This window comes from Alteromonas alvinellae (assembly GCF_902705805.1).
Map to the genome: position 1 here is coordinate 47,943 of NZ_CACSIH010000149.1, position 24,796 is coordinate 72,738.

Below are 24,796 nucleotides of genomic sequence, written 5' to 3' on the forward strand. Positions count from 1 at the left end.
AAATTAAAGTCATCTAGACTTATACTTGACTTCGAGCAAAAAAGTTCCGTTTTTGCTTGCAAAATAGCAATCATCTGCTAGCAGTTATTGCATAGTATTGCTTAAAAAGTGTGCTGTGGGAAGGGCTAACGTTTTAGGCTTTCTAGTTCATCCATCTGAATGTAGATATCAGTAATGGCGTCAACACGGTCGGCAGCCTTGCTACCTAATACTTCATAGGTCAGGTTACACAGTGATGCTACTAGACTCATTGGCGCAGCATAGCTATCAAAAGGCGAGTCACTGCCGATGTGGGTTACAACTAAGTGGTCGACATCGTTACGATAACCTTGGCCCGTGGGGTCAGTAATAAGTACGGTTTTACAGTGCTTGATACTATTTAAAACAAACTTGAATTGGCGGGTTCTGCGGCGAAAGCCAAAAAGTACCACCAGGTCATTTTCGGTTAAGTCGATAATATCTTCGCTGAGCGTTTGACCTGGCTGAGGGAGTACGCGAACCGATGCCCTAATCTGTTTTAGCTGCTGCCTAAAATGAAGGGCTATGGGATAAGCGTTGCGAAACCCAATCAAAGTAACTTGACCCGCCGAGGCAAGCAATTTAGCTATATCACTTAATGCTTCAGACGATGTGCCTTCAAACGTGTTGGCTAGGTTTTTACTATCACTTTCGTGTTGTAAAACGCCGCTTGACGGGCTTATTACAGGTACGCCTTGCTCACGTAACTGCACAAGAGCTTCTTTGGCTTGTTGGTGAGAATCGAAGCCAAGCTGACGAAAGAACCGACTTACGGTCGCTTTCGACGTCCCTGTTTTATCAGCAATGAGCGATGTGGATTGACTTAACACGGCAATGGGGTTTTGCTGTATATAATGCGCGATGGATTTGCCCGAAGGAGATAACGAGGCATAGTGTTTTTCGATTTGTTGTAAAACGTCGCTAGGGCTACTTTTTGTCATTGGTATCGCCTTTTACATCTAACGCAATTATTTCACGACTTTTGTGCGATATACAAACACAACGTGAAATCTTCCGTCTCTCACCTTCAAATACGGATAAAGTGGAAGGTAAAACGACCTTGCATTAAGCGTATCTATTTCTTAAATCTGGGTACAACAAGCACTATCTAGTACCTTCGAAAATAAAAAGTTTAAATCTTATAATAGGTTACGCAAATAGCGTATTTTATAGGGCTAAAGTATCACCTAATTAATAATTCAAACCCCGCAAATTGGCACTACACTTTCATACATAGTAACCGTAAAAATTCATAAAAGTGTCATCGGTTGGTAATTATGTTGTTGGTCTTACTTGGGTCTCGAAAGCGTAAATTTTTTGCAGATCGTAGAGCAGCGGCGACGTAACATAGAGAAAGAGGTGAGTTGTGGCAAAGCTTTGGTCTGAATTGATCTTGCTATTTGTAGCAGTTCCTTTTGCTGTTCTCTACTGGATTAAGCATTTTGCAGATTATCTCATGCCCATCTTAGGGGTAATGGGGCTTTGCTGTTTAGCTGTCTTGTTAGCAGATAAACAATTTAAACGTGTTAAATTGTGGCATTGGGAAGACTATCGAACACATTTTAAAAGTACGCTTAGGTTATTTCTGCCATGGGCAAGTTTACTGGCGCTGGTGGTGTACTTTTTAAAGCCTGAATTATTTCTGCACTGGCCTATGAACCAGCCGTGGATGTGGGTGGCTACCCTGCTGATTTACCCCATTGTTTCGGTGATCCCCCAAGAGATTATTTTTCGCACCTATTTCTTTCATCGCTACAAGCAAATCTTGCCCTCAAAATACACGAGGTGGGCATTAAGTACTTTTTTATTCGGTCTCGCACATTTAGTGTACGGTAACTGGGTAGCGGTAGTGGTTTCTTGGATTGGCGGTGCCATATTTGGTTACCGATATATGCAAACAAAATCAACGCCCGTTGTGGTGATCGAGCATGCCTTGTGGGGAAGCTTTTTGTTCACTATTGGGTTGGGATCTTATTTGGTTATTGCGTCGTAGATATTTGTAGTAAAAATCAATACACATGAACGCCAAGGAGTGAGGTGATGTTCAGTGCTCAGCAAATATTATTACCCGGTATTCTAAACAAGCGAGTAGGGCTTTCTTTTACGCAAACCGATACACCTTTAAGCGAACGCTTTATACAAACTTTGCTTCAACAAAGCGAAGAGGGTGGCGCAATAAGCAGTTTATCAAGCGCACAGTCGCTACTTTCTCAGCTTTGGGAGAGCTTTGTTTATCGTTTACCAGGCTTGGCGCTCGGCATAGTTATCATGGTGGCGTTTATACTTTTAGCGCCACATATTGCAAACGTATTCGTCAAGCCGCTTACCAAAACTACCACGTCACCATTATTGCGTTCAGTAATTCAAAGAAGCGTTAGCCTAATTTTAATGCTGCTTGGTATTTATCTTTTTCTGTTTTTAGCTGGGCTGACCGGGTTTGCCATTGCGGTGGTAAGTGGCACAGGGGTAGTAGGGCTTATTCTTGGCTTTGCCTTTCGCGATATTGCAGAGAACTTTATATCAAGCTTACTACTTACTATTCAACGTCCATTCAAAATAGGCGATATCGTTCAAATAAACGACTTTACTGGCATTATTCAAAAAGTCACGGCACGTGCCACTACCTTGGTTGACTTCGATGGTAATCATATTCAAATACCCAATGCCACCATATACAAAGGGGTCATTAAAAACCTAACGGCCAACCCGCTTATGCGGGGGCAGTTTGTTATTGGCGTGGGCTACGATGCAGACATACAAGAGGCTCAGCGAATTGCGCTGGAAATTACAGTGGGGCAAGAAAATGTATTAAACGACCCTGAACCGCAAGTGTTAATAGATGAACTTGGCTCCTCTACATACAACGTTAAGGTGTATTTTTGGGTGGATGTAGAGAGAACCAGTGTGTTGAAAATGGCGTCTGTGCTAATGCGTAACATCACACAAGCGTTTTTAGACGCCAATATTAGTATGCCTGACGATGCTCGTGAGCGCATATTCCCAGAAGGCATGCAGCTTCGTATTGAGCAAACAGAAAGCACAGGTTCAAAGAGTGCAGAAGCTAGCCCAGTGAATCAATTAGAAGGCCAAGAAAGCTTATCCACGGGAGGCGCTGGCAGCAAGTCTGGTATCAAGGATTTGGCCAATGAAAACAGGGGAGATAGTGCAACTAATGAAAATTGTCGGGCTAAAAGCAATCAAAGTGCGAACCCGTTAGGCCATGACGCTGCCGGTGATTATGGGTTTGAACCTGAAGGTGCTAAAGAGCACGATAACAAGCACAAACGGCGAACGCCAACGCAAGATGACACATCTTCTGAAGCGCATGAAATAAGAGAACAGGCCCGCAGGTCAAGGGATCCAGAGGCCGGTGAGAATATTCTATAAAGCAAAGTGCTGCTGTGGGTTTAACCTTGCTGGAAACAATAAAGTCGTTTCGCTAAATATGCTTCAGAAGGCTTAAAGTATCAAAGGAGTGCTACTTTAAGCCTGCGATAACCTATCCATTATGGGCAGCAGGATTATACAGGTGGTACAGGCGAAAGGTTACATCTGCCAAGAAAATCTTGCCATAGGTTTACATGGGCTTTCATGGTACGACTGTATTTATCAAAACCGTCTTGCGACTGTTGTCTTATATAGCGTTTGAATTCGTCGTGTAGCGACGGCTGTTCAAGCCAGTCTTCCCACAACGGTGCAAGCTTGTAATGGTACTGGTTTACCAGGCTACCTACGGGCTGTATTTCTTCAATGAAAAACAAGTAAAACACGTTGCGCAGTATTTCGGCTTTGTCGCTGGCACGGCCCTGTGGGCAATTTACAGTATCGAGTTCGGTAGCAAGCATATCTGTAAGTAGAGAAAGGTTTTGCGTTAAGGTTTGTTGGGTGTGCCAAAGGGTAGCGGGTAATCTTGCAGAGCGTATAATTTGTAGCTGCTGCTCTAGCTCGCTACTGTCTATTGGGGTTTGGTTTTGTATATGTAAACTGTCAAGATAATACAGCGCGTTCACGCTGGAAAGAGCGTCTTTATTGTGTTCAACTGACATTAGACGCTCAGGAGTATTCAGCGCTAAACGCAATTCTTGGCTGCCTTGAATTAGGTTTGCCCATGTTTTGCTGTAGTCTTGTGTTTTTTGTTCACGCCACGATGCGATGGTTGCTGCCAGCGCGACGTTATGTTTATCCGTCTCGTCGTCTTCCGAGAGCGCTGCTTCACAGCTTTTAAGTACAGTCAGCAGCTTACTTTCGTATACTAACCTTTGTGATGGCAGCTGGCTTTTGCCTAACGACGTATTGCGCTCGGCCACAACAGTACCCAACTCACAATCTTGCAGCGCATAAAACTCACGCAGGTTTATGCTCACGCCTTCAACTGTGTGCTTCAACGTGGTCGAGTCGGCAAGTTTGGGAAGCGGTGTGGTGATGTTATTGTTGAATGTATCTGGTAGCGGGGTATCAATCACACGAGAAAGACGCTGCGCATAATCTTCAATACTGTGTTTTACGGTATTGCCACCAAAGCAGCCTAGCAGCGTAAATAAGCTAGCGCTGATAATTCCAACGTGGCACCAATTTCTTGCTTCAAAACTAAATGCGCTTTTAAGCTGCAAGGTTTGCTGCTTAAGATGGGGAAGCCACAATCGTTTAAGTCGCAAAGCAGGTTGCCGGCCAGCGTTGGGATTCATTGTTTTTTGTTGAATGACTTTCACGCGGATGCTCCGGTATAAAGGCCGCGCCCACCATCAACGTAAATGATTTGCCCAGTGATGTACGAAGCCGATGTTAAAAATGACAAGGTATTTGCGATATCTTCAGGCGTGCCGAGCTCGCCTAGAGGAATACTCGATAAAAGCTTGTCTTTCTCCTCGTCATCCATTTCGCGCTCAGGCCACAATATTGCCCCTGGCGCAATACCATTAACGCGAACATGGGGCGCTAAGTCTATCGCTAAAGATTGAGTGAGCGAGGCAAGGCCTGATTTGGCGATTAAATAAACGCTATGCTTGGGAAGTGGGCGGTCAATGTGCATATCGACCATATTAATAATGCAGCCCTTGCTTTCCTGTAACGCTGGCGCCAGTGCTTGAGACAAAAACAGCGGGCCTTTTACGTTGCTGCCAACTAGCGATGTCCAATCGTCTTGGGAAATTTCGCCAACAGGCGTTGGGTAAAAGCTAGACGCATTGTTCACTAAAACATTAATCTGGCCCCAAACACGTAATGCTTGCTGGCCAAGCGCATTTACCTCGTCGGTGTTACATAGGTTGGCTTGTAAGCAGGCAGCGGAATCTGCACGCCGACTATTAAGCTTGTCGGCCAGTGCAAAAGCATCGTCTTTAGAGTGCCCATAGTGAATGATAATGCGGTAGCCTTCGCTATGAAGCTTACATGCCATGGCGGCGCCTATGCGTTTTGCTGCCCCTGTAATCAATGCAACAGGAAGCGCACCAGGGCCTGAGTTTTTCATAATAAAAGCTTCTCTCTATTTTAAATCTGTTTATGGCTAATTACAGCCTGCGATGATTTTCATTACGCACCTTGTATAACCACATGCAAACGCTTTTGCAGCAGTTCGCTGGTAAAGCGGTTGGTATACAAAACAAGCGGGTTAGGTTGCATGTCGCTTCCATTACTGCACTAGTGGCTGTAGATGTCGTCTACTACTTGTCTGGCTTGCGCAATGTAATGCGCGCCGAATAATAACCCGTGATTTAAAATATGGTAAAGCTGGTAAATTGGTTTTCTTAATTGGTAATTTTTTTCAATTGGCGTGTGCTGGTTGTAGCCTTCAAAGAAGGTTTGCGGAAAGCCTCCAAAGAGTTCTGCCATGGCAAGGTCAGTTTCGGCGTCACCGACATACACGGCAGGGTCGAATAACACCGGCCCTTTTTTGTTAAAGCCCACATTGCCGGCCCATAGATCGCCGTGCAAGAGTGAAGGATGGGGCTGATGCAGACTTAAAAGATGCTTCACTTTGGTAACAATACGTTCTATGTCACCGCTCTCTTTCGACCATAGCCCATTTGAAGCCAAGCGTTCAAGCATGCTACCGATGCGTTTTTCGGCAAAGAAGTCAGCCCACGACGCCATGCGCCCGTTGGTTTGCACGCTTGCGCCTATGTAATTGTCATGGGGCCAGCCATAGCTGGTGTAGGCGTTAACTGCGTGCAGCGCAGCAAGCTGCTGCCCTAAAGTGAAATAGTCAGGCACGGTAGGTTCAACAAATCTAACATGCGAAAGTACCAAATATTCCATGTTCGGCGTTTCGTTAACAGTTATGCCGTGACAGATGACCCGCGGTGTTGATATGGTTTGGGTGTTAGCTATGGCGTTAATACCCTCGGCTTCATGGGACAATTGTTGGGTGTCGTCATACTTTCGGGTTTTAACGAAGTAGCGATGAGTGGAGTCTTTTATAATGTAACTGTCGTGGGTATCTCCACCACTGACGCGATCGGCTTTCTGGCAGCTGAAAAATTGCTGGGTCTCATCTGAAATATGCTCGCTGATAAAATGCCACATAATGCACGCTCTGCTTGGTTTAATGCTTTGGTCCAATGCGCTTATTTAGCGAGAATGCACTCGTGTTGCATTGCAGTAAAAAGTGCATGCTAAACGCACTGCAAAATTCAGTAACCTGCCCACTACAGCCAGTGGCCTCGCGTTAAACTAAAGTATGGGTTAAAAATAGTGAAACGCATAAATTCCTCTACCAAAATCTTGCCTATCGGAAAACAAACCTGCACTAATTAGTCAATTCGGGCTTTTCAATATTGAAGTTGACCATACTCTAGTTATAATCCACCACTTGCTTTATGCGAGACTGTTAGCGGTTGTGTTATATGTACTCATCAATAGGTGCAAACGCCGTTCATTTAAAACAAGCCTCTAAAAAAATAAAGCAAGTTTCGAGTGCTCGGGCCTTTTGACCCTCGATAGCACGCTTAAATTTTTCAAAAATATGCATGTGGCGCAGAGTAGGCGTCACCACTGTAAAGGAATTAAAATGCCTGTAATTACCCTTCCTGATGGAAGCCAACGCGCTTTCGATAACGCTGTTTCTGTACTAGACGTTGCAAACGACATTGGCCCTGGTTTAGCCAAAGCAACCATTGCAGGAAAAGTAAACGGTGAGTTAGTTGACGCCGTTGATATGATTGACGCGGACGCACAACTTCAAATAATCACTGCAAAAGACGATGAAGGTTTAGAAATTCTTCGTCACAGTTGCGCGCACTTGTTAGGTCACGCTATTAAACAACTTTGGCCTAACACCAAAATGGCTATCGGCCCAGTTATCGACAACGGTTTTTATTACGATGTTGATATGGAAGAAAGCCTAACCCAGGAAGATTTAGCCAAACTAGAAAAGCGTATGCTTGAACTGGCTAAAACCAATTACAACGTGGTTAAAAACAAAGTTAGCTGGCAAGAAGCTCGCGATGCATTTGAAGCACGCGGCGAAAGCTACAAAATGGAAATTCTTGATGAGAACATCAGCAAGGACGACCGCCCAGCACTATATCACCACGAAGAATACACAGATATGTGTCGTGGTCCTCACGTGCCAAACATGAAGTTCTGTCACCACTTCAAACTAATGAAAGTGGCAGGCGCTTACTGGCGTGGCGACAGCGACAACAAAATGCTTCAGCGTATTTACGGTACGGCATGGGCTGACAAGAAGCAGCTTAAATCTTACCTACAGCGCCTAGAAGAAGCGGAAAAGCGTGACCACCGTAAAATTGGTAAAGCACTAAACCTTTTCCATTGGCAAGAAGAAGCACCAGGCATGGTGTTTTGGCACAACGATGGTTGGTCAATTTACACCGAGTTAGAAAGCTACGTGCGTAAGAAGCTTCGTGAATACGGTTACGATGAAGTAAAAGGCCCATTAATGATGGACCGCTCGCTTTGGGAAAAATCAGGTCACTGGGACAAGTACGCTGAAAACATGTTCACCACAGAATCTGAAAAGCGTGAATATGCCGTTAAGCCAATGAACTGCCCAGGCCACGTACAAATTTTCAACCAAGGTTTGAAATCGTACCGCGACCTGCCTCTTCGTATGGCTGAGTTTGGTTGCTGTCACCGTAATGAACCATCGGGTGCACTACACGGCCTAATGCGTGTTCGTGGCTTTACCCAAGACGATGCTCACATTTTTTGTACAGAAGAACAGATCCTAGAAGAGGTGAGTGGCTGTATTAAGATGGTGTACGAGACATACGCTGCGTTTGGTTTTGAAAATATCAAAGTTAAGCTGTCTACTCGCCCAGAAAAGCGCGTAGGTGCTGACGAAATTTGGGATAAATCTGAAGCTGCGCTTGCGGAAGCACTTAAAGCTAATGATATCGAGTTCGATTATCAGCCGGGCGAAGGTGCGTTCTACGGGCCGAAAATTGAGTTTACGCTGCACGATTGCTTAGACCGTGCATGGCAGTGCGGAACCGTACAGCTAGATTTCTCAATGCCAGGTCGCTTAGGCTCTACCTATGTAGCAGAAGATGGCGAACGCAAAGTGCCGGTTATGATTCACCGCGCTATCTTGGGTTCACTAGAACGCTTCATTGGAATATTGACCGAAGAATTTGCAGGTTTCTTCCCGCTCTGGTTGGCTCCTCAGCAGGTTGTGGTAATGAATATTACCGACAAACAAGCTGAATATGCCTCAGATTGTGTAAAAAAACTGCAAGAATTAGGTTTTAGAGCAAAGTCTGACTTGCGAAATGAGAAGATCGGCTTTAAAATCCGCGAGCACACTTTGAAGCGTATTCCGTATATGCTAGTTGTGGGCGATAAAGAAATGGAAGCGGGCGAAGTAGCAGTGCGCTCTCGTCGCGGCGACGACCTAGGCAAAATGCGCCTGGAAGACTTTATTGCCATGGCTCAACAAGAAGTTGTTGAAAAGACGATTAAGTAGTTGAGCAAATTGTGTATAATACACAATCAAGGTGTCTGCTTTTGGTTTTACTTTGGGTCAACCGACCTACCAAAAGCAGACAAAAGAATTAAATGTTTGGAGGAATAGCACATTAAAGGCGCTAACAACAAGGCTCAGGGCGACAAAGCCCGCATTAACGATGAGATTAAAGCCAGAGAAGTAAGATTAATTGGCAAAGACGGTGAACAGGTTGGTGTGGTTTCTCTAGCAGAAGCTACTCGTAACGCAGAAGAAGCGGGCCTAGATCTAGTAGAAATCAGTCCGAATGCCGAGCCGCCAGTCTGTAAAGTTATGGACTATGGCAAATTCCTCTTCGAAAAAAGTAAAGCTCAGAAAGAGCAGAAGAAAAAACAGAAGCAAATTCAGGTCAAGGAGATTAAATTTCGCCCTGGCACTGATGAAGGCGATTACCAGGTAAAACTGCGCAACCTGCGTCGCTTTCTTGAAGGTGGTGATAAAGCCAAAGTTACGATCCGCTTCCGCGGTCGTGAAATGGCGCACCAAGACATCGGTATCGATCTACTAAACCGCGTTAGAACCGATTTAGAAGATATCGCTACATGCGAGTCATTCCCACGTCGTGTGGAAGGCCGTCAGATGATCATGGTGCTAGCCCCAAATAAGAAGTAGTAACGGTCTAAAGTTTTAAGGAATCTGCACCCTTAAACACCTTGCTGCTAAACATTAACCGGTATGAAGTGACTGCAACACGAAAAATACCGATATTAAACAATGCGGAGTTTTAGCAATGCCTAAAATGAAAACTGTAAGCGGTGCCGCCAAACGTTTTAAGAAAACGGGTTCTGGCCGCTTTAAAAGCAAACAGTCTCACTTACGTCACATTCTGACTAAGAAGAGCTCTAAGCGTAAACGTCACCTTCGTGGCAAAAAACTGGTTCATGACTCTGATACCAAATTGGTTCAGCGCATGTTGCCTTACGTATAAGACTTAGGAGACTGATTAATGGCTAGAGTAAAACGCGGCACTATCGCACGTGCTCGTCACAAAAAAGTCCTCAAGCAGGCAAAAGGTTATTACGGCGCACGTTCACGTGTATATCGCGTAGCGGTACAAGCTGTAACTAAAGCTGGTCAATATGCTTACCGTGACCGTCGTCAGCGCAAGCGTCAATTCCGTCAACTATGGATTGCACGTATTAACGCTGCTGCTCGTCAAAATGGTATGTCTTACAGCCGTTTCATTAACGGTTTGAAGAAAGCGTCTGTTGAAATCGATCGTAAGATCCTTGCCGACATCGCAGTACATGACAAAGCAGCTTTCAGCGCACTAGTCGAAGCGGCTAAAGGCGCATTAGCTTAATTATTAACTAATTAAGTTTAAGTTCTTTCGGAAAAAGGCGAGCAGGATGCTCGCCTTTTTTCGTTTTTGGGGTTTAGACACAAAAAAGCAGAGCCGAAGCTCTGCTTATATTTATCACGTTAGCGTATAGCGTTCTCTCTTATTTCTTCTCTACACGCCCATAGCGGTCTGAAAACCTTACGATGTCATCTTCACCTAGGTAAGCACCAGATTGCACCTCTATAAGCTCCAGAGGAATTTTACCGGGGTTTTCCAAAGCGTGTACTGCACCAATTGGGATATAGACAGATTCGTTTTCTGTTACTAACTGAGTGTTGTCATCAATAGTCACATTGGCACTGCCTGAAACTACAATCCAGTGCTCGGCACGATGATGGTGCATTTGAACAGAGAGTTTCTCACCTGGTTTTACCGTAATACGTTTAACTTGGAAGCGTGCGCCGCTGTCAATTGAGTCGTAGCTACCCCAAGGACGGAAAACTTCACGATGGAATTCAAATTCAGGGCGCTTTTCGGCTTTTAATTTATTAACAACGTTCTTAATGCTCTGTGCATCGTCTTTGTGCGCGACCATTACGGCGTCTTTCGTTTCAACGACTATCACGTCTTCTAAACCAATTACCGAAACTAAGCGTTGCTCTGCGTTTACATAACTATTTTTAGTATTTTCTAAAATAGTATCGCCTACACAAACGTTTCCATTCTCATCTTTATCAGCCGTCTCCCAAAGTGATGTCCAGCTGCCTACATCGCTCCATCCTGCATCTAGGGGCACCATCGCAGCACTGTCAGTTTTCTCCATAACAGCGTAGTCGATTGAGTCGTCGGGGCAGGTAGCAAATATTTCAGAATCAACGCGAATAAAGTCTAAATCAGGGGCTTCACTCTCAATGGCCCGACGACAAATCTCTAGCATCTCAGGGTGGAACTTACCTAACTCTTCAATATAACGGCTCGCTTTAAACATAAACATGCCGCTATTCCAGAAAAAATCACCGGACTCAACATACTGTTTTGCAGTTTCAAGTTCTGGCTTCTCAACGAAGTCAGCAACCTCAAACCCAACATTAAGTACATTTCCAGCCTTGATGTAACCATAGCCCGTATGCGGTTGGTCTGGAACTATACCGAAAGTTACAAGCTTTCCTTCGTTTGCCAAAGCTTCTGCTTTAGAAATAGCACTATGAAACGCGCTTTGGTCTTTAATCAGGTGATCTGCAGCAAGAACAAGGAGAACGGGGTCTTCACCATTTTTAGTGGCGTGCAGCGCGGCAAGCGCTATAGCTGGTGCTGTGTTACGACCAACAGGCTCTAGCAGTATGCCGCCATGTTTTATGTTCTTTTTACGAAGTTGTTCTGCAACCAAAAAACGGTGGGCATCATTACATATGAATACAGGCTCTTCAGCATCAGTACCGCTTAAGCGAGTGATGGTATCTTGCAGCATTGTGCTGTCTGAAGTTAGCGCTAAAAATTGTTTAGGTAGAGCTGCGCGTGATTTCGGCCAAAGGCGGCTACCCGTGCCGCCAGCTAATACAACAGGTTTCATTATTGCTATCCCTTTCTTATAAATTAAAACTAGTAAGCGTTCTTATTGATAAAACCATTAAATACAGTCATAAACACAATTTTGATATCAAACCACACTGACCACCTATGAATGTAATCTAGGTCGTATTCTACACGCTGAACCATCTTGTTAACTGTTTCAGTTTCGCCACGTAAACCATTAACTTGGGCCCAACCAGTAATGCCCGGTTTAACCTTGTGGCGTAACATGTAACCTGTGATTATCTTGCGATATTGTTCGTTGTGGGCGACCGCGTGTGGTCGAGGGCCTACAATTGACATACGGCCTTGTAGAACGTTGATAAACTGCGGAAGTTCATCCAACGAAGTTCTTCTTAAAAAACCGCCAATTTTTGTTAAACGCGCGTCGTTTTTGGTGGCTTGTTTAACTACTGTGCCGTTGTCTTGGGTAGTCATAGACCGGAATTTGTAAACCGTAATTTGTTTACCGTCTAACCCGTAACGCTTTTGTTTAAAAATTACAGGGCCTTTAGAAGTCAGTTTGACCGCTGCGGCAATACACAGCATTGGTATCGATATCATCATTAATATTAGCGTACTTAAAACAATATCTTCAAAACGCTTTAAAATATCACTGGCACCTTGGAATGGCGTATCGTAAACGCTAAGAGCTTGAACGTTACCCACCGTTTGCCAACGGGCATTCAATAGGTTATACATGAAGAAGTTTGGTACCACATAAACGTTAGCCGTGGTATCACTACATTGCTCCAAAATTGAGCGAATTCTATTCTCTGCGCTCATAGGCAGTGCAATATATATGTAATCAACTTCATTTCGTTTAGCCATTTCTATGGCCTGTTCAATGTTTCCCAATACAGTGTTTTGCATTTCATGAGGAAGTCGACTCGTATCCCTGTCATCAAACAAACCGTTAAAACGAATGCCAAGGTGTTCATTTTGCTGTATCTGAAGAGCAACATTTGCACCTAGGTGCGTTGCGCCAATTACAATTGAGCGCCTAGAGTTCATTCCACTTTTTCTTATGTGAAACAAAAATTTACGCATTACGAAACGCCAAGCAATCAGGCCTACGAACGATGTTGCAAACCAAGCCAAGACCACAAGGGGAGGGGTATTAATGTTTTGAACAAAAAAGTACCCTATCGTTAAGGTGCCCAGAATACTTAGAGCCCACGTTATTGCAGCAGCTCTTAGCATTTCAGGTGTGCGGTGACCGCGCCAAGAGCGATAAAGCTCAACACCTTCAGCGGATATTTGAAAACAAATTACGTTGACGAATAAAAGAATTAGACTAGTGGGGTCGATAGTAGACTCGAAGTAGGCGGCGCACGAGTAATAAAGTAGCGTTACCAACGATAAGTCTATAAGTCGGTAAAGTGTTGAAAAGCCACTCTTATTTCGCACTGCAAGGCCGTCACTGGCATTAGAATCAACAGGGTGTGATTTTAGAACTTTATTAGATTCTGCTTGATTGTCCATTGAAAAAGTCTCTAAATCGATAAGGTAAAAGGTATTAAATTGCTTACTTTAATTTCGACAATTCTAGCTACAAACGACATCTAACAGTTACAAACTAATAACTAGTATAGTGTCTTTAGCAAAGAATGTGCCTACAAAAGAAAAATAATTGCCTACATATAGTCGGATTAGTAAAGAAATGATGTCTCTGATAACGACACAAGCCCATGACTCTATGGTTAAGCAATAGTATATAGTACCTCTGTTGTAATTTTATTACAAAATAAGCTTTATGGTTTTTTGAATGTTGGTATCATTATCACTACTTCAAAGTACTGTGAAACTCGGTATTAAAAATAAAGTTGAAACAATTTGATGCTAGCGTGTTTTTTTATGGCATGAATCTAGCTATATCCAGATTGAAGCTAAATCAACAAGATAGAAGTTAAACTTCTTTCTTACATCGAATATTATATTAAGCGTTTTAGCGAAAAACATATTGTCGCCCATATACCGATAGCAGGGAGAAGTGCTCTATGGAGCCTTATTGGGCTTGAACAATGTCTATAAAAAATTTAATTAAATCTAAGCTATTTTGAACAGTAAAGTGAAAGTAGGGAAAGGAAATGAAACATCAGAACAAGCTATTGCTATCGATGGTTGCTATTTGCGTTGCCAATTCTGTAGCAGCTCAACAACAAGGAAGGATTGAAGCAGGGCAGTTTGACATTATACCTTCTCTTAATACTTCCATGAGCTACGTAGACAATGTTGCTCGCGCAAGAGACGGGCAAACGAAAATATATAGCTGGCGTTCGATTTTATCACCTGAAATTATTGCGGCAACAGAGGTTGACGGAAACCCGGTGCAAATTGGTTATAGATTAGAGCGCGGTACTTACTTTTCAAGTGCCTCAGATGACTATACTGATCATTTCGTAGAAGCACTTACCGATTATGAGCTAAACAGTCGTCATGCTGTCAATGCAGCTTTAAGATACGAAGACGGGCATGAGGACCGAGGTACGGGGTTTTCATTAGGTGGCGGGAGTGACTTAACTTCACCTGACACTTATAAAAGCTTGTTCTACGGGGCCGAGTACATATACGGAAGCTTAAGTTCAGCTGGTGAAGTGGTGTTTAAAGCAGACAGAACCACTCTAGATTATGATCGTAGTGAATTTGCGTACCTTATTAGAGACAGAGCAATAAACAGAGTTGGAGCAGAGTTCAATTATCAAATTGCCCCTTCTACTGAATTAGTCTTCGATTACAATCGTTCATTTATACGTTACGATAATAACTTGCTTGAAAATTCTTTAGAAAGCAATGAGAATCGCCTTTTGGTTGGTATTGCTTGGGAAAATACGGCAGCAACTTCTGGTTATGCGAAAATCGGGTATAAAGAAAAAGACTTCGCAGCAAGCAACCGTGATAATTTTTATGGAACCGATTGGGAAGTAGGTATCGAGTGGCAACCACTCACTTACTCAACTGTAAATTTTACTACTTCCGCAGATACGAACGAGACCAATGGTGAAGGTAGTTTAATTCGTGGCAGAAACTATAGCCTATCTTGGACGCACCAATGGCTTGAACGTTTAAGTAGTAGCCTACGGTACATAAGAGAGAATGATGAGTATATCGTGGACGATGAAGAGTTTTCTAATAGAGACGATAAATTGAATATATACGCGGCGGCATTGAATTACAAAGCTAGAAGGTGGCTAAGTTTTTCACTTTTCTATAGGTTACAGGACAGAGATAGTAATAGAGAAACAATAAAATTTGATCAAAGTACGATCGGGGTATCAGCTGAGGTTACATTGTGATAAGCAATATAAAAAAGATATTTTTTCTTACTCTAGCCATATTTTGGAGTGTTTGTGCTTGGGCTCAAGAAGGGAACTTGAGTATGAGTCAATATCAGCTTGGCTCAGGCGACAGAATAAATATTAGCGTTTTCGGGCAAGATGATCTTTCGATGGAAATTCGCTTGCCTGATGTTGGCACTATTAACTATCCATTCCTTGGGGAACTAAAGCTAGTTGGTATGACCGCTGCTGAAGTTGAAAGCCTTATCTATGAAGGCTTATTAGGGGACTATTTAGTAAACCCGTCCGTTTCCGTTTCAATAGTTGAATATCGCCCATTCTTTATAGATGGTGAAGTAAAGCGCCCCGGCGGCTATCCATACCAGCCTGGTCTATCTGTTAACAAAGCTGCTGCACTCGCAGGTGGTTATACAGAGCGTGCCAATAGAGATAAAATAACGATAGTACGCGAGACCGATGGACAACAGTTTGAATTTAGTGTTTCGGTTACTGATATGATCCAACCAGGTGATATCGTAACGGTAAACCAGCGTTTCTTTTAGAATATAACTATTTTGTGAGCTAACTTAATGGCAGTAAAAATTACGGAAGATACAGATAATAACGAGCTCATTGACTTAGGGCACTACCTGGGAATTATTAAACGGTACAGCTTAAGAATATTACTGTTGGCTATCGCTTTTACAGTGTTAGTCGCTATTTTGGTAATGAAGATGACGCCCCTCTACACATCTTCTACAACTCTGTTAATAGAAGCTGAAAAAGCCAACGTAGTATCTATTGAAGAAGTATACGGGATAGATACTAAAAGCAAAGACTATATGGCAACGCAGTTTGAAGTGTTGAAGTCGCGTCAAATTGCTGAAAAAACGGTCGAAAGTCTGTCCCTTTATGACAACGCTGATTTTATGCCCGAGGAAAACGAAACATCTTTCGTTTCCGATTTAGCCGAAATGTTTCCATTTCTACCTCAAAAAGAAAAAGTAGAACTAACTGAAGAGCAAAAAGTTGCAAAATTAAAGCGTAAGGCCACGCACCTACTTATGAGTGCTACAGATGTATCTTTAATGAAAGGTACTCAGTTGGTCAGAATATCTGTAACTACTGAAAAGCCTACCTTATCTGCGCTTATTGCAAACACTATTGCAGAAGTTTATATCGAAAACTACCTTCAAGCTAAACTAGATATGACAGCTAAGGCTACATCATTTCTTACTGACAGTATTGATGGTTTGAAAACTAAGTTAGATGTTGCTGAGCGCAATCTTGTAAGGTTTTATGAAACTAATCAGGTTGTGAATATTGATGGTGTAGTCGGTCTTGCGTCAGACGAACTAGAAAGGCTCAATATTCAGCTTTCTGAAGCGGAAGTAGAGCTTAAGTTAAACAGTGTTATTTTTAACCAAATCAAAGATAGTAAAGCTATTGAAGATGTGGCCAGAATACCTGAAGTCTTGAATCACCCTGCTGTAAGGGACGTTAGAAGAGACGAAGGTAAAGCATTAACAAGAGTTAGTGAGTTAAGTAAGGTCTATGGTCCGAAGCATCCTAAAATGATAGCGGCCAATGCTGAATTGACAGCAATTAGAGATACGCTAAATACCCAAATTACGGATTTAATAAGCAGTATCACGACTCAGTATGAATCTTCGAAACAAAAAGTGGCTCAACTTCAGAAAGAAGTCGAAACGTCTAAAGCTGCGTTCAGGTCACTGGCTGAACTGGATAATAAACGCAAGGCTCTAGAGCGAGAAGTAGATATTAACCAGCAGCTTTACGATTCATTTTTTACTAGATTGAAAGAAACAGACGAGCTTGGTGGCTTAGAATCGGCCAACGCGCGTGTTCTCGACACTGCGCTACCTAGCTATACGCCTTCTAAACCCAATAAAAAGCTATTTATTGCTGCTGCTTTTGTGCTGAGTTTAAGTTTTGGTATCGCGCTTGCCATTGTTATGGAAACGCTTAATAGTGGTATCCGTTCTGTAGATGATGTAGAGAAGAAGTTAGGGCAGCGTATGCTTGGGTTAATCCCTTGGCTTGCCCATAAGAAAAAGACGGATTTACCTATTCGTACGTTTTTCGATGGTAAGAAACATCAATTTGCCGAAGCGGTTAGAACATTGCGAACAAGCCTTTCTCTATTGAACATTGAAAAAGAAAACCAAGCAATTCTGGTTACGTCAAGTGTTCCCAAAGAGGGTAAGACCACAGTATCTATTAACTTAGCTTTTGCTTTGGGGCAGCTAGATAAGACTATCTTAATTGATGCTGATTTACGTCGCCCGAGTATAGGTAAACAATTTAATATTCCTAGCTATCAACCTGGTGTAGCGAATCTAGTATTGAAATCGCATAGTTTTAAGGAGTGTTTGGTTCGAGATGAAGATTCAAATATTGATATCCTCTCAGCAGGGACTATACCTTCAAACCCGCAGGAGCTATTAGCAGACAAAGGGTTTGAAGAGCTTATTAGCAAGCTTAAGTCTGAGTATAAATATGTGGTTGTAGATACGGCACCTACGCAGGCAGTGAGCGATTCTATGATCGTAGCAAACTCCTGTGACTCGGTTATCTACGTTGTCAGGGCTGACAGTACAAGTGACAAGGTAATCAATAATGGCTTATCTAGATTCCTGCAAGTGGGCCACCGTCTTGATGGAGTGGTACTGAATCAAGTAAACTTGCGCAAATCAGATGTAGCACAAAGGTACGCAGGCTTTTATGACCAATACGGATATACCAGTCAGAAAAGCAGCTAAGAAAATTATTGATAGATCTTCATAGTCATATACTTCCTGGCATCGACGATGGTGCCAGGACTTTAGACATTGCTCTTGAAATGGCTCAGCAGGCTGTAACCTGCGGTGTTAGCCATATGGTATGTACCCCGCACATACATAGAGGCTACTTTGATAATTCTCAAAGCTCAATAGAAGCCGCTTTCAACTCTTTCAAAGAGCACGTTAAACGTGAGTCAATTCCCCTTTCGCTTTCATTTGCAGCTGAAGTTCGTGTGAATGAGTTAATTCCTATATGGTACAAAAAAGGTGAATTACCATTCCTAGGTAAATACGATGGCAAAAATGTATTACTTCTTGAAATGCCACATAGCCATATCCCTCAGGGGCTTGATGTACTGATAAAATGGTTATTGCGCAATAATATTCAACCACTGATTGCGCATCCAGAACGTAATAGAGAATTAATTGCCGAAAATAACAAATTTAATTGGTTGCAAAAGCAAGGGTGTTTGTTTCAAGCAACCGCGGGAGCTTTCGTCGGTCGCTTTGGGGATAAAGTAGAAGAGTTTGCATACCGGTTATTAGAGAAAAGAGCGTTTCATGTAGTAGCGTCAGACACTCACGATTTAGTCAGACGACCCAATGATATGCAAGCAGCTTATGAAGTAATTGCGAGTTATGATTATACGTATGCAAAAAAAGCTTTTGTAGAAACTCCTAGTGTAATAACAGCACTGGAGAAAAAGCATGCAAGTTGACAGTAAGTTCGCGCATTGGAAGGAAAAGCTTAAATGGCATCATGCGGTTACGTTTCTAGTTGCTTCCATAGCTTTATTTAGCTTTTTGGGAAGTGCAAATCAGTTTTTCGTTAGCAATACCTATTATAGCGTTAAAAATAGTTTGGATAGTTGGAGTAGTACTCCTTCTTCAGTTTCTAAAATAGACGTTGAAATAGCTCTTACAAAGATTGAAGAGGTAATTGATAAAGCACCTAACAATGCACTTTATTATCAATTGCAAGGGCAGCTTTTCGAATGGTTACATTTCAGTACGAATTTAGAGAGTGATTTAGAAACTGTAGCTAAAGTGAATAAAGAACCTGATGAACTGCACAGAGCGATGCTAAGCTATAAAAAAAGCTTAAAACTAAGGCCTAATTGGAGTGGGGGCTGGATAGGCTTAGCATCTGTAAAATGGAAGCTTGGAGAGCTAGATAGCCAGTTTTATCAATATTTAGATACCGCGGTTAATGTTGGGCCACAAGACGCTATAGTGCATAGGTTTATAGCAGAATTCGGTATCACAATGTATATTAACAGGTCAGTGCATTACGCTAAAATTTTGAAACGACTAAGACACCACTTAGATTTAGGTATAAAGAACCCATTGAGTAGAAAATCAATTTTGAGGCTTATTGGCGAAAATGATCTTAATGAACACGCGTGCCGTTGGCTTGGACCATCTACGTTTGCTGTAAGTACAGGCTTATTAAACTGTTCACAAAACTAGACGCTGAACTTTTAAGTATTCTCTTTCAACCAATCCCAAAGACCTAAAGAAAACCCTTCAAAAAGATTAATACCCAGCCAGCTTTTTAATATATACAGCAGCACTAAGCCTAGTACTAACGAAACGCACAAAAACAGGGCAATAACCGCTGCCATCACCAGTTTGCCTATGCGGCTTTCTGTACGCGATAGGTCGCGCTTATCTCGGCCTGCCAGTAAAACGAAGTAATATCGGCTTCGCAGTAAACCTATAGTGCCTCTTACATCAACTTTGTGGCTGCCCCATCGCCGGCCGGCAAGAGCTGTGTTTAAGTGAAACAGTTGGTCGTCAGTAAAAGAATTGGCAACATTTTTAGGCATACGTTCCAGCATATGCTGAACGTTAGGCTCTTCTTTTATCGGTCGCTTTATCTTTAATACCACACAAATCCCCTTGTGTTATAAAACCAATGTTGGTTATTTATCTTGCTTTCCCATAGGTATATCGCGGCTTAACGTACCTAGCGCTAACAGTATAATAAATATAGCGGTATTTGCTGGCGCTTGTAGAGGAAAGTCTACCGTACTGTGCAATGCCATCCCTATAACCGCCATGACAGCGGCAAAGGCTGTTCCCCTAGGCAGCGGATGTCTACGGTGTCGCATTGCGCTTAGGGCGCTTTTCGCGCACAGCAAAACGAGCATGGCTATAATGGCAGCGCCTACTATGCCAAATTCAATAGCAAACTGAAGGTATTCGTTGTGAGCATGATCGTAAAAGTGCTGAATAGATTCACTTTGTACCTGAGGGTATACCGTATAAAAGGTGCCACCACCTGTACCTATAATCCCATATTCAGAGAGAAGGGGCAGGGCATCAGTAATAACTTCATCTCTGCTTTCTTGAGTTAAGTTTGTTTGCTCTAAACGTTGCTGAACCTGCTTAAGTCCAAATAGGCTACTAACAATAAGAATGTCGATTACCAACATACTGATAAATAGCACTACATAGCTTTTTTGGCGGGGTTTGAAGTAAATTAAGCCCAGTGTGGCGGTAATAGTCATGGCTATGAAAAAGGCGCTGTTACCCATTCTAGAGCGAGACATAACTAACGCAATAACCATAATAATAATGCCAATACGAAACAGCACTTTATTGCTTAACCAAAAGCGCACTATTCTACGTAATCGCTCTCTAGTGCTAGAACCGCTTCGAACACGCAAACTCGCTATCATATAGCCAATGGCAGCGCTTAAACATAGCAAAAGAAAGTTAGCGTAGTGATTCTTATACACAAAACTTCCCGTGGCAATATGCGAAACAGGCAACTTAAACACCAAGCTATACTGCAAACCAGACAATACTTCTAAAGAACCATATATAGCCTGAAACACGCCTGCAGCACTTATCACTATCAATATATATCGAAGTCGCTTGCCTGTATTAACCAAAGTCAGCGTTATAAAAAATAAGAAACAATAGGCGAGTGATTTAAAGAATATAACGTCGCTTTGGCCCACAGCGAAGCTAAGAGGTAGCCATAGCGAACTTATACTTTCCATGCCCTGAATATTTTCATTAAGTAGAAAATTAACGCGTTCGGGGCGTAGGGTTTCTACCAAAGAAAAAGGCAGAGGGACTATATTGATAAGCTGCCAGGTTAAAAATACTAACCATACAATTACCAGCAGTTTGTATTGTGCGTATAGCTTTGAAAGTAGAGATTTGTGTGTAAGTAATAAAATGCCGCCAAGAAAGAAAACCGACATTTGCATTAGTGCCCACGCCCACGGACGGTTGGCACCTAGTGATAAAGGTAACCAAAATAAGGTAAACAAAAGAAAACCGAAAAGAAACTTTTCGGTTTTGTGAGTATTGAAAGTAGGCACTTACAACGTACTAGCTTAACAGTCTAATGAGAGGACTCTTTTAGTTAGCTGAGATAGTGGTATCGCCACCGCCAGCACCAGCAGCACCAGTACCTACACCTAGCGGAGAGAACGTATTTCCAGTCGCGCCTGCAGCAGTTGCAGTTAAGGTACTAGGATCTACGCCCGCATTGATAACCGCTAATAGCGCATCTTCTTCGCTAATAACCTGCATTTGAAGGGCAATATTGTAAATTTCGTTAGCGTCTTCTGGGAACATCAGAATAGCGATAGTAACAACCTGCGAAGCTTGTTCAGGCAACGCTGTAAAACCTGCTATAGCAAGTTCAAAGCCAGTGGCGTTATCATTCAAAAGGCCCACTAATGATTCGAAAGTATTTTGATTTTCACCTAAATAAGCCATAGCCGATGCATCAAAAAATAGTGCTTCATTAAGTACGGTCTGGCTTACTTCACTAGCGGCTTGCTCAACCGCGGCACCTTCTTCAATTTCAGTAACCAAAAGGTTTCTAACTTGTAGGCCTGGTACGCTACCTTCTTGTGCAAAAGAAACTGTCGAAAAAGCGATTAAAGCGCTTAAAAGCACAGATAAAAAAACGTTGCTACGCATAACTTATCCTTAGATTAAAAACGTCGGGTTAGCTTCTGGCTAACGCCATATGGCCATATTGTACAACAAGTGAACGTACAAGATCTCGCTTTTGTTGTACTTCTATTCATTTATGCTCATTTTACGCGTGTATTAATACTGCCACAGCGAAGGTTTCGCGAAATAAAACCCTTGCTGATATGAAACATCTAACTTTGATAAAGCGACATATTCCGCTTCATTCTCAACAAGTTCTGCAATAATATTAATACTTAATCCGCGAGCGATACTCAATAAACTACTTACAAACAGCTGACTGTCTTTGTCTGAGTGAATATCTTTCGTAAGTTTGCCGGAAATTTTTACAAAATGAGGCTGAATAGCCCTCAACCCGACTAACGATGCAAGATTGTCTCCAAAATGTTCAATGGTAATCTTGCAGCCTAAATTAACCAGCGACTTGCAAAACGATACTGCATCGTTCTTGTGGTGTATTAATGCAGAATCGTCTAATTCAAAGATCAAACAAGTGCATAACGCTTCATTTTGGTTCAGTAAACCTAATAACCACTGTCTAAACGAAGCATTGGCTAGCGACGCGTTCGCAATGTTAATAGCTACGTTACGTTTATCTTTTGCTAGCTTATTAAGCACTAGGCTTACCACCAACTTATCTACCTCAGGAATTAAGTTTAAGCGCTCTGACGCCGGAATTAATTGAGACATTGGTATAGGGTTGCCAGTGTCTTTATCTTTAAATCGCGCAAACGCCTCATAGTAAGCGGGCGTATTTTGGTCAACGTTCATTACAGGCTGAATAAGTATATCGGCATACTGCTGGTGTAATATCTGGTTTAAACGCTCTTTCCACGCCGTATTGCTGTGAATATGAGAAAGCTCAGAAGCAAATTGCCAGCCGTTGGGTTGCTTTGTGGCAGCCATAAGCGCGCTATCAGCATTTTCCATAATTTCAGAAAAAGATTGCTGGTCATTGAATTGCGCTGCACCTATCCATACCGCTTTACTGCCATCTTTAAGCGGGTTGTAGTGAGACAAAGTGGTATTAAGTACCTGCAGGTGCGCTTCGCACTCTTTTTTTGTCATAGCCTCTGTCACCAAAACAAAATCAGCGCCCGATACCCTAAACAAAAAAGATGTTTCTTGAATGCTAGATGAGAAGTTTTTAAGCTCTTCAGCCACACCAGTAACATAGTTATCGCCATCTTGTGCACCTAACGTAATGTTAATAGCGTTTAGTTGTGCAAGACGTATTAAAATTACATAGCCTTCATCCGACGTAGCGGTTTTACTTAGTAACGCATTCATATGGCGGGTGAAAGCGTTCCTATTTTGTACGCCAGTAAGGCTATCTTCAAAAGCTTGAATTCTGAACTGCTCGGCCTTTTGGGTTAACTCTTTAAACATTACCTCGACAGACGAAGAGAGCCTGTTTACCGCCTGAGTTATAAAAGAAAGTTCTTTCGTAAAAGGCTTGTAGTTAATGTGAGAAAACTTTTGGTTTTGTATATCGTCAATTTTGTTCACTACAATGCGAAGGGGTTTTGTAATTGCAGTAATAATAAAAAGCAGGGCAATATAGGCAAACACGAAGGCAGCGAAAAACATAAATGCGCTTTGTTTAACGCTTTCCCATAATGTTTCATTGGCAAGGCCTGGGTGACTTTGAACCGCGAGTTCGCCCGCCATCGTCCAACCATCATTTAGTTCTGTTTTTTCAACAGGGGGAGCAACTTCTACAATATCAGTAAACCAGGTAGGAACCGTATCGACAGTATCTGGGTTACGTCTTTCAATCAGTAGGTTCCCCTCCATGTCAGTAATGGTAATGTACTGATAGAACCCCCTGTCGAAAATAGCATTTACCATGGTCTCGGCTACAATCAGGCCGTTAGCGTCACCCAAATAGGGCGTAATAGAAAGTCCTAATGAAGTTGCGGTATCTTGCGCGTGGGTAGCAAGCTGCTCGTTTACATATTCTCTGGTTAGCTTAACGTTTATTATGAAAGAACCAGCAAAAACCAGTATCAAAAAAACAAGCAAGCTTGTACTTAATTGGGTAGATAGTCTCATTATTCTTCTTTATCTCCGTACATAACGCGGTCTAGCCGCTCTACCATATCGTCCCACATCTTCATCGGGCCGCTTCCCCTCAGCTTACGGCCCGTTCCCATAGCTTTTGCGGCCCACAAGCCGTTACCATTAAAGCTATAAATGGGTGACAAATCTCTTCTTTTATTAGCAGGCAATATACGCCTATTTATATTATCCAAAACAAGTGGAATAGAGGTTGGGGTTTCATAATACGCCAAAACCATGTGGGGTTGGCGTAATTCTAAGGCGGTTACATACATTAATCGCAACTGTTGTTCAGGAATGCCAAGTTCAATTAAAGAGAAGTATTTGGCAATAGTGTAGTCTTCACAGTCTCCAGCACCCGTGGAAATGAACTCTATTGGCGTTGCCCAATAATCTTTTTGTTGCCAGTGAACAAGGTCGTCGACAAAATCAAATCGATTGAAAAAGCGGTTTATCTGGTAAAGCTTTTCGTCTAGGTCTTCGCTTTGTAACTCAGCAACCAATTGTCGCCATTTAGCAACGTTTTCGCTAGCCTCAGTGCCATAAACTGAACCAATACGGGCATAAACTTGCGGTGTGAAAACGGTTTTTTGTTGGGCGATAAGGGCAGTCATGAAAAACGAAACCACGAAAAACGAACAAAAAGTATATCGCGAAGCGATTAACAGCCTTATCGTGGAACAAACTATACCTAACTTAGAAATGTGTTCTTTATTGTGCAATTTGGGTCAACAATGTGCAGTGGAAATGTAGCCTTACTAACTATTTACCAAAGTTAGTAATATTGAAGTCATATTTTTATTCTAGATTATCGCTACTACCTAGTAATTACTAATATATTTCATTGAGAAAGCAAAAC

22 protein-coding genes are annotated in these 24,796 nt (G+C 42.4%); 11 read left to right on the forward strand and 11 right to left on the reverse strand.

All coding sequences use genetic code 11. The features are described from left to right. Nucleotides 1-125: 125 nt before the first annotated feature. A complete protein-coding gene (locus tag ACX5KA_RS10945) occupies nucleotides 126-959 on the reverse strand; it encodes a MurR/RpiR family transcriptional regulator (protein WP_458731141.1) in 834 nt (277 codons plus the stop codon). Nucleotides 960-1,384: 425 nt separating this feature from the next. Between ACX5KA_RS10945 and ACX5KA_RS10950 the strand changes: the two genes are divergently transcribed. Together ACX5KA_RS10950 and ACX5KA_RS10955 are read left to right on the forward strand one after the other, a co-directional pair. Continuing rightward, on the forward strand, nucleotides 1,385-2,011 hold the full coding sequence (locus ACX5KA_RS10950; protein WP_458731142.1) for a CPBP family intramembrane glutamic endopeptidase: 627 nt from the start codon (nucleotides 1,385-1,387) through the stop codon (nucleotides 2,009-2,011). Between the two features lie 47 nt (nucleotides 2,012-2,058). Continuing rightward, nucleotides 2,059-3,405 carry a mechanosensitive ion channel family protein gene (locus ACX5KA_RS10955; protein WP_458731143.1) on the forward strand — a complete coding sequence of 449 codons (1,347 nt, stop codon included), beginning with the start codon at nucleotides 2,059-2,061 and terminating at the stop codon, nucleotides 3,403-3,405. Nucleotides 3,406-3,539: 134 nt separating this feature from the next. Here ACX5KA_RS10955 and ACX5KA_RS10960 read toward each other — a convergent pair whose 3' ends face one another. The 3 genes from ACX5KA_RS10960 to ACX5KA_RS10970 all read right to left on the reverse strand — a co-directional run bounded on the left by ACX5KA_RS10960 (nucleotide 3,540) and on the right by ACX5KA_RS10970 (nucleotide 6,540). Beyond that, a complete protein-coding gene (locus ACX5KA_RS10960) occupies nucleotides 3,540-4,727 on the reverse strand; it encodes a DUF3080 family protein (RefSeq protein ID WP_458731144.1) in 1,188 nt (395 codons plus the stop codon). Then, complete coding sequence (locus tag ACX5KA_RS10965) at nucleotides 4,724-5,485, reverse strand: pteridine reductase (RefSeq protein ID WP_458731145.1); 762 nt, start codon at nucleotides 5,483-5,485, stop codon at nucleotides 4,724-4,726. The genes ACX5KA_RS10960 and ACX5KA_RS10965 overlap by 4 nt, the downstream gene beginning before the upstream one ends. A 170-nt stretch (nucleotides 5,486-5,655) precedes the next feature. Then, complete coding sequence (locus ACX5KA_RS10970) at nucleotides 5,656-6,540, reverse strand: fructosamine kinase family protein (RefSeq protein WP_458731146.1); 885 nt, start codon at nucleotides 6,538-6,540, stop codon at nucleotides 5,656-5,658. A gap of 484 nt (nucleotides 6,541-7,024) precedes the next feature. Between ACX5KA_RS10970 and thrS the strand changes: the two genes are divergently transcribed. The 4 genes from thrS (at nucleotide 7,025) to rplT (ending at nucleotide 10,283) form a co-directional block, all read left to right on the forward strand. Further along, nucleotides 7,025-8,941: a threonine--tRNA ligase gene (thrS, locus tag ACX5KA_RS10975; protein ID WP_458731147.1), complete on the forward strand. Its 1,917-nt coding sequence runs from the start codon at nucleotides 7,025-7,027 to the stop codon at nucleotides 8,939-8,941. A gap of 111 nt (nucleotides 8,942-9,052) precedes the next feature. Next, nucleotides 9,053-9,592 (forward strand): translation initiation factor IF-3, encoded by a 540-nt coding sequence (infC, locus tag ACX5KA_RS10980; protein WP_239246306.1) that lies wholly within the window; start codon nucleotides 9,053-9,055, stop codon nucleotides 9,590-9,592. A 118-nt stretch (nucleotides 9,593-9,710) separates the two neighbouring features. After that, nucleotides 9,711-9,908 (forward strand): 50S ribosomal protein L35, encoded by a 198-nt coding sequence (rpmI, locus tag ACX5KA_RS10985; RefSeq protein WP_012518091.1) that lies wholly within the window; start codon nucleotides 9,711-9,713, stop codon nucleotides 9,906-9,908. An 18-nt stretch (nucleotides 9,909-9,926) separates the two neighbouring features. Next, nucleotides 9,927-10,283, forward strand: coding sequence for a 50S ribosomal protein L20 (gene rplT / locus ACX5KA_RS10990; RefSeq protein ID WP_012518092.1), 357 nt, complete (start codon nucleotides 9,927-9,929; stop codon nucleotides 10,281-10,283). A 139-nt stretch (nucleotides 10,284-10,422) separates the two neighbouring features. Here the strand turns inward: rplT and ACX5KA_RS10995 are convergent, their stop codons facing one another. Next, nucleotides 10,423-11,832 (reverse strand): mannose-1-phosphate guanylyltransferase/mannose-6-phosphate isomerase, encoded by a 1,410-nt coding sequence (locus tag ACX5KA_RS10995; protein WP_458731148.1) that lies wholly within the window; start codon nucleotides 11,830-11,832, stop codon nucleotides 10,423-10,425. Nucleotides 11,833-11,861: 29 nt separating this feature from the next. After that, a complete protein-coding gene (locus ACX5KA_RS11000; RefSeq protein ID WP_458731149.1) occupies nucleotides 11,862-13,316 on the reverse strand; it encodes an undecaprenyl-phosphate glucose phosphotransferase in 1,455 nt (484 codons plus the stop codon). Between the two features lie 605 nt (nucleotides 13,317-13,921). Here ACX5KA_RS11000 and ACX5KA_RS11005 point away from each other — a divergent pair. The 5 genes from ACX5KA_RS11005 (at nucleotide 13,922) to ACX5KA_RS11025 (ending at nucleotide 19,383) form a co-directional block, all read left to right on the forward strand. Next, entirely contained in the window at nucleotides 13,922-15,127 is a 1,206-nt protein-coding gene (locus tag ACX5KA_RS11005; RefSeq protein WP_458731150.1) for an outer membrane beta-barrel protein, read from the forward strand. A gap of 83 nt (nucleotides 15,128-15,210) precedes the next feature. Next, nucleotides 15,211-15,672 (forward strand): polysaccharide biosynthesis/export family protein, encoded by a 462-nt coding sequence (locus ACX5KA_RS11010; RefSeq protein WP_239259011.1) that lies wholly within the window; start codon nucleotides 15,211-15,213, stop codon nucleotides 15,670-15,672. Between the two features lie 27 nt (nucleotides 15,673-15,699). Beyond that, complete coding sequence (locus ACX5KA_RS11015) at nucleotides 15,700-17,892, forward strand: GumC family protein (RefSeq protein WP_458731151.1); 2,193 nt, start codon at nucleotides 15,700-15,702, stop codon at nucleotides 17,890-17,892. Nucleotides 17,893-17,900: 8 nt separating this feature from the next. Further along, entirely contained in the window at nucleotides 17,901-18,632 is a 732-nt protein-coding gene (locus ACX5KA_RS11020) for a tyrosine-protein phosphatase (protein ID WP_187447169.1), read from the forward strand. After that, entirely contained in the window at nucleotides 18,622-19,383 is a 762-nt protein-coding gene (locus tag ACX5KA_RS11025; RefSeq protein ID WP_187447168.1) for a VpsP family polysaccharide biosynthesis protein, read from the forward strand. The genes ACX5KA_RS11020 and ACX5KA_RS11025 overlap by 11 nt, the downstream gene beginning before the upstream one ends. Before the next feature lie 11 nt (nucleotides 19,384-19,394). On the opposite strand, the gene ACX5KA_RS11030 is transcribed toward ACX5KA_RS11025, so the two are convergent. The 5 genes from ACX5KA_RS11030 to ACX5KA_RS11050 all read right to left on the reverse strand — a co-directional run bounded on the left by ACX5KA_RS11030 (nucleotide 19,395) and on the right by ACX5KA_RS11050 (nucleotide 24,551). Next, nucleotides 19,395-19,805, reverse strand: a complete 411-nt coding sequence (locus ACX5KA_RS11030; protein ID WP_187447167.1) for a 3-phosphoshikimate 1-carboxyvinyltransferase — start codon at nucleotides 19,803-19,805, stop codon at nucleotides 19,395-19,397. A 33-nt stretch (nucleotides 19,806-19,838) separates the two neighbouring features. Then, on the reverse strand, nucleotides 19,839-21,251 hold the full coding sequence (locus tag ACX5KA_RS11035) for an O-antigen ligase family protein (RefSeq protein ID WP_187447166.1): 1,413 nt from the start codon (nucleotides 21,249-21,251) through the stop codon (nucleotides 19,839-19,841). A gap of 40 nt (nucleotides 21,252-21,291) precedes the next feature. Next, nucleotides 21,292-21,861 (reverse strand): hypothetical protein, encoded by a 570-nt coding sequence (locus ACX5KA_RS11040; RefSeq protein ID WP_458731152.1) that lies wholly within the window; start codon nucleotides 21,859-21,861, stop codon nucleotides 21,292-21,294. Between the two features lie 132 nt (nucleotides 21,862-21,993). Continuing rightward, nucleotides 21,994-23,931: a bifunctional diguanylate cyclase/phosphodiesterase gene (locus ACX5KA_RS11045; protein ID WP_458731153.1), complete on the reverse strand. Its 1,938-nt coding sequence runs from the start codon at nucleotides 23,929-23,931 to the stop codon at nucleotides 21,994-21,996. Beyond that, entirely contained in the window at nucleotides 23,931-24,551 is a 621-nt protein-coding gene (locus tag ACX5KA_RS11050; RefSeq protein WP_458731154.1) for a transglutaminase-like cysteine peptidase, read from the reverse strand. The genes ACX5KA_RS11045 and ACX5KA_RS11050 overlap by 1 nt, the downstream gene beginning before the upstream one ends. Nucleotides 24,552-24,796: the final 245 nt, after the last annotated feature.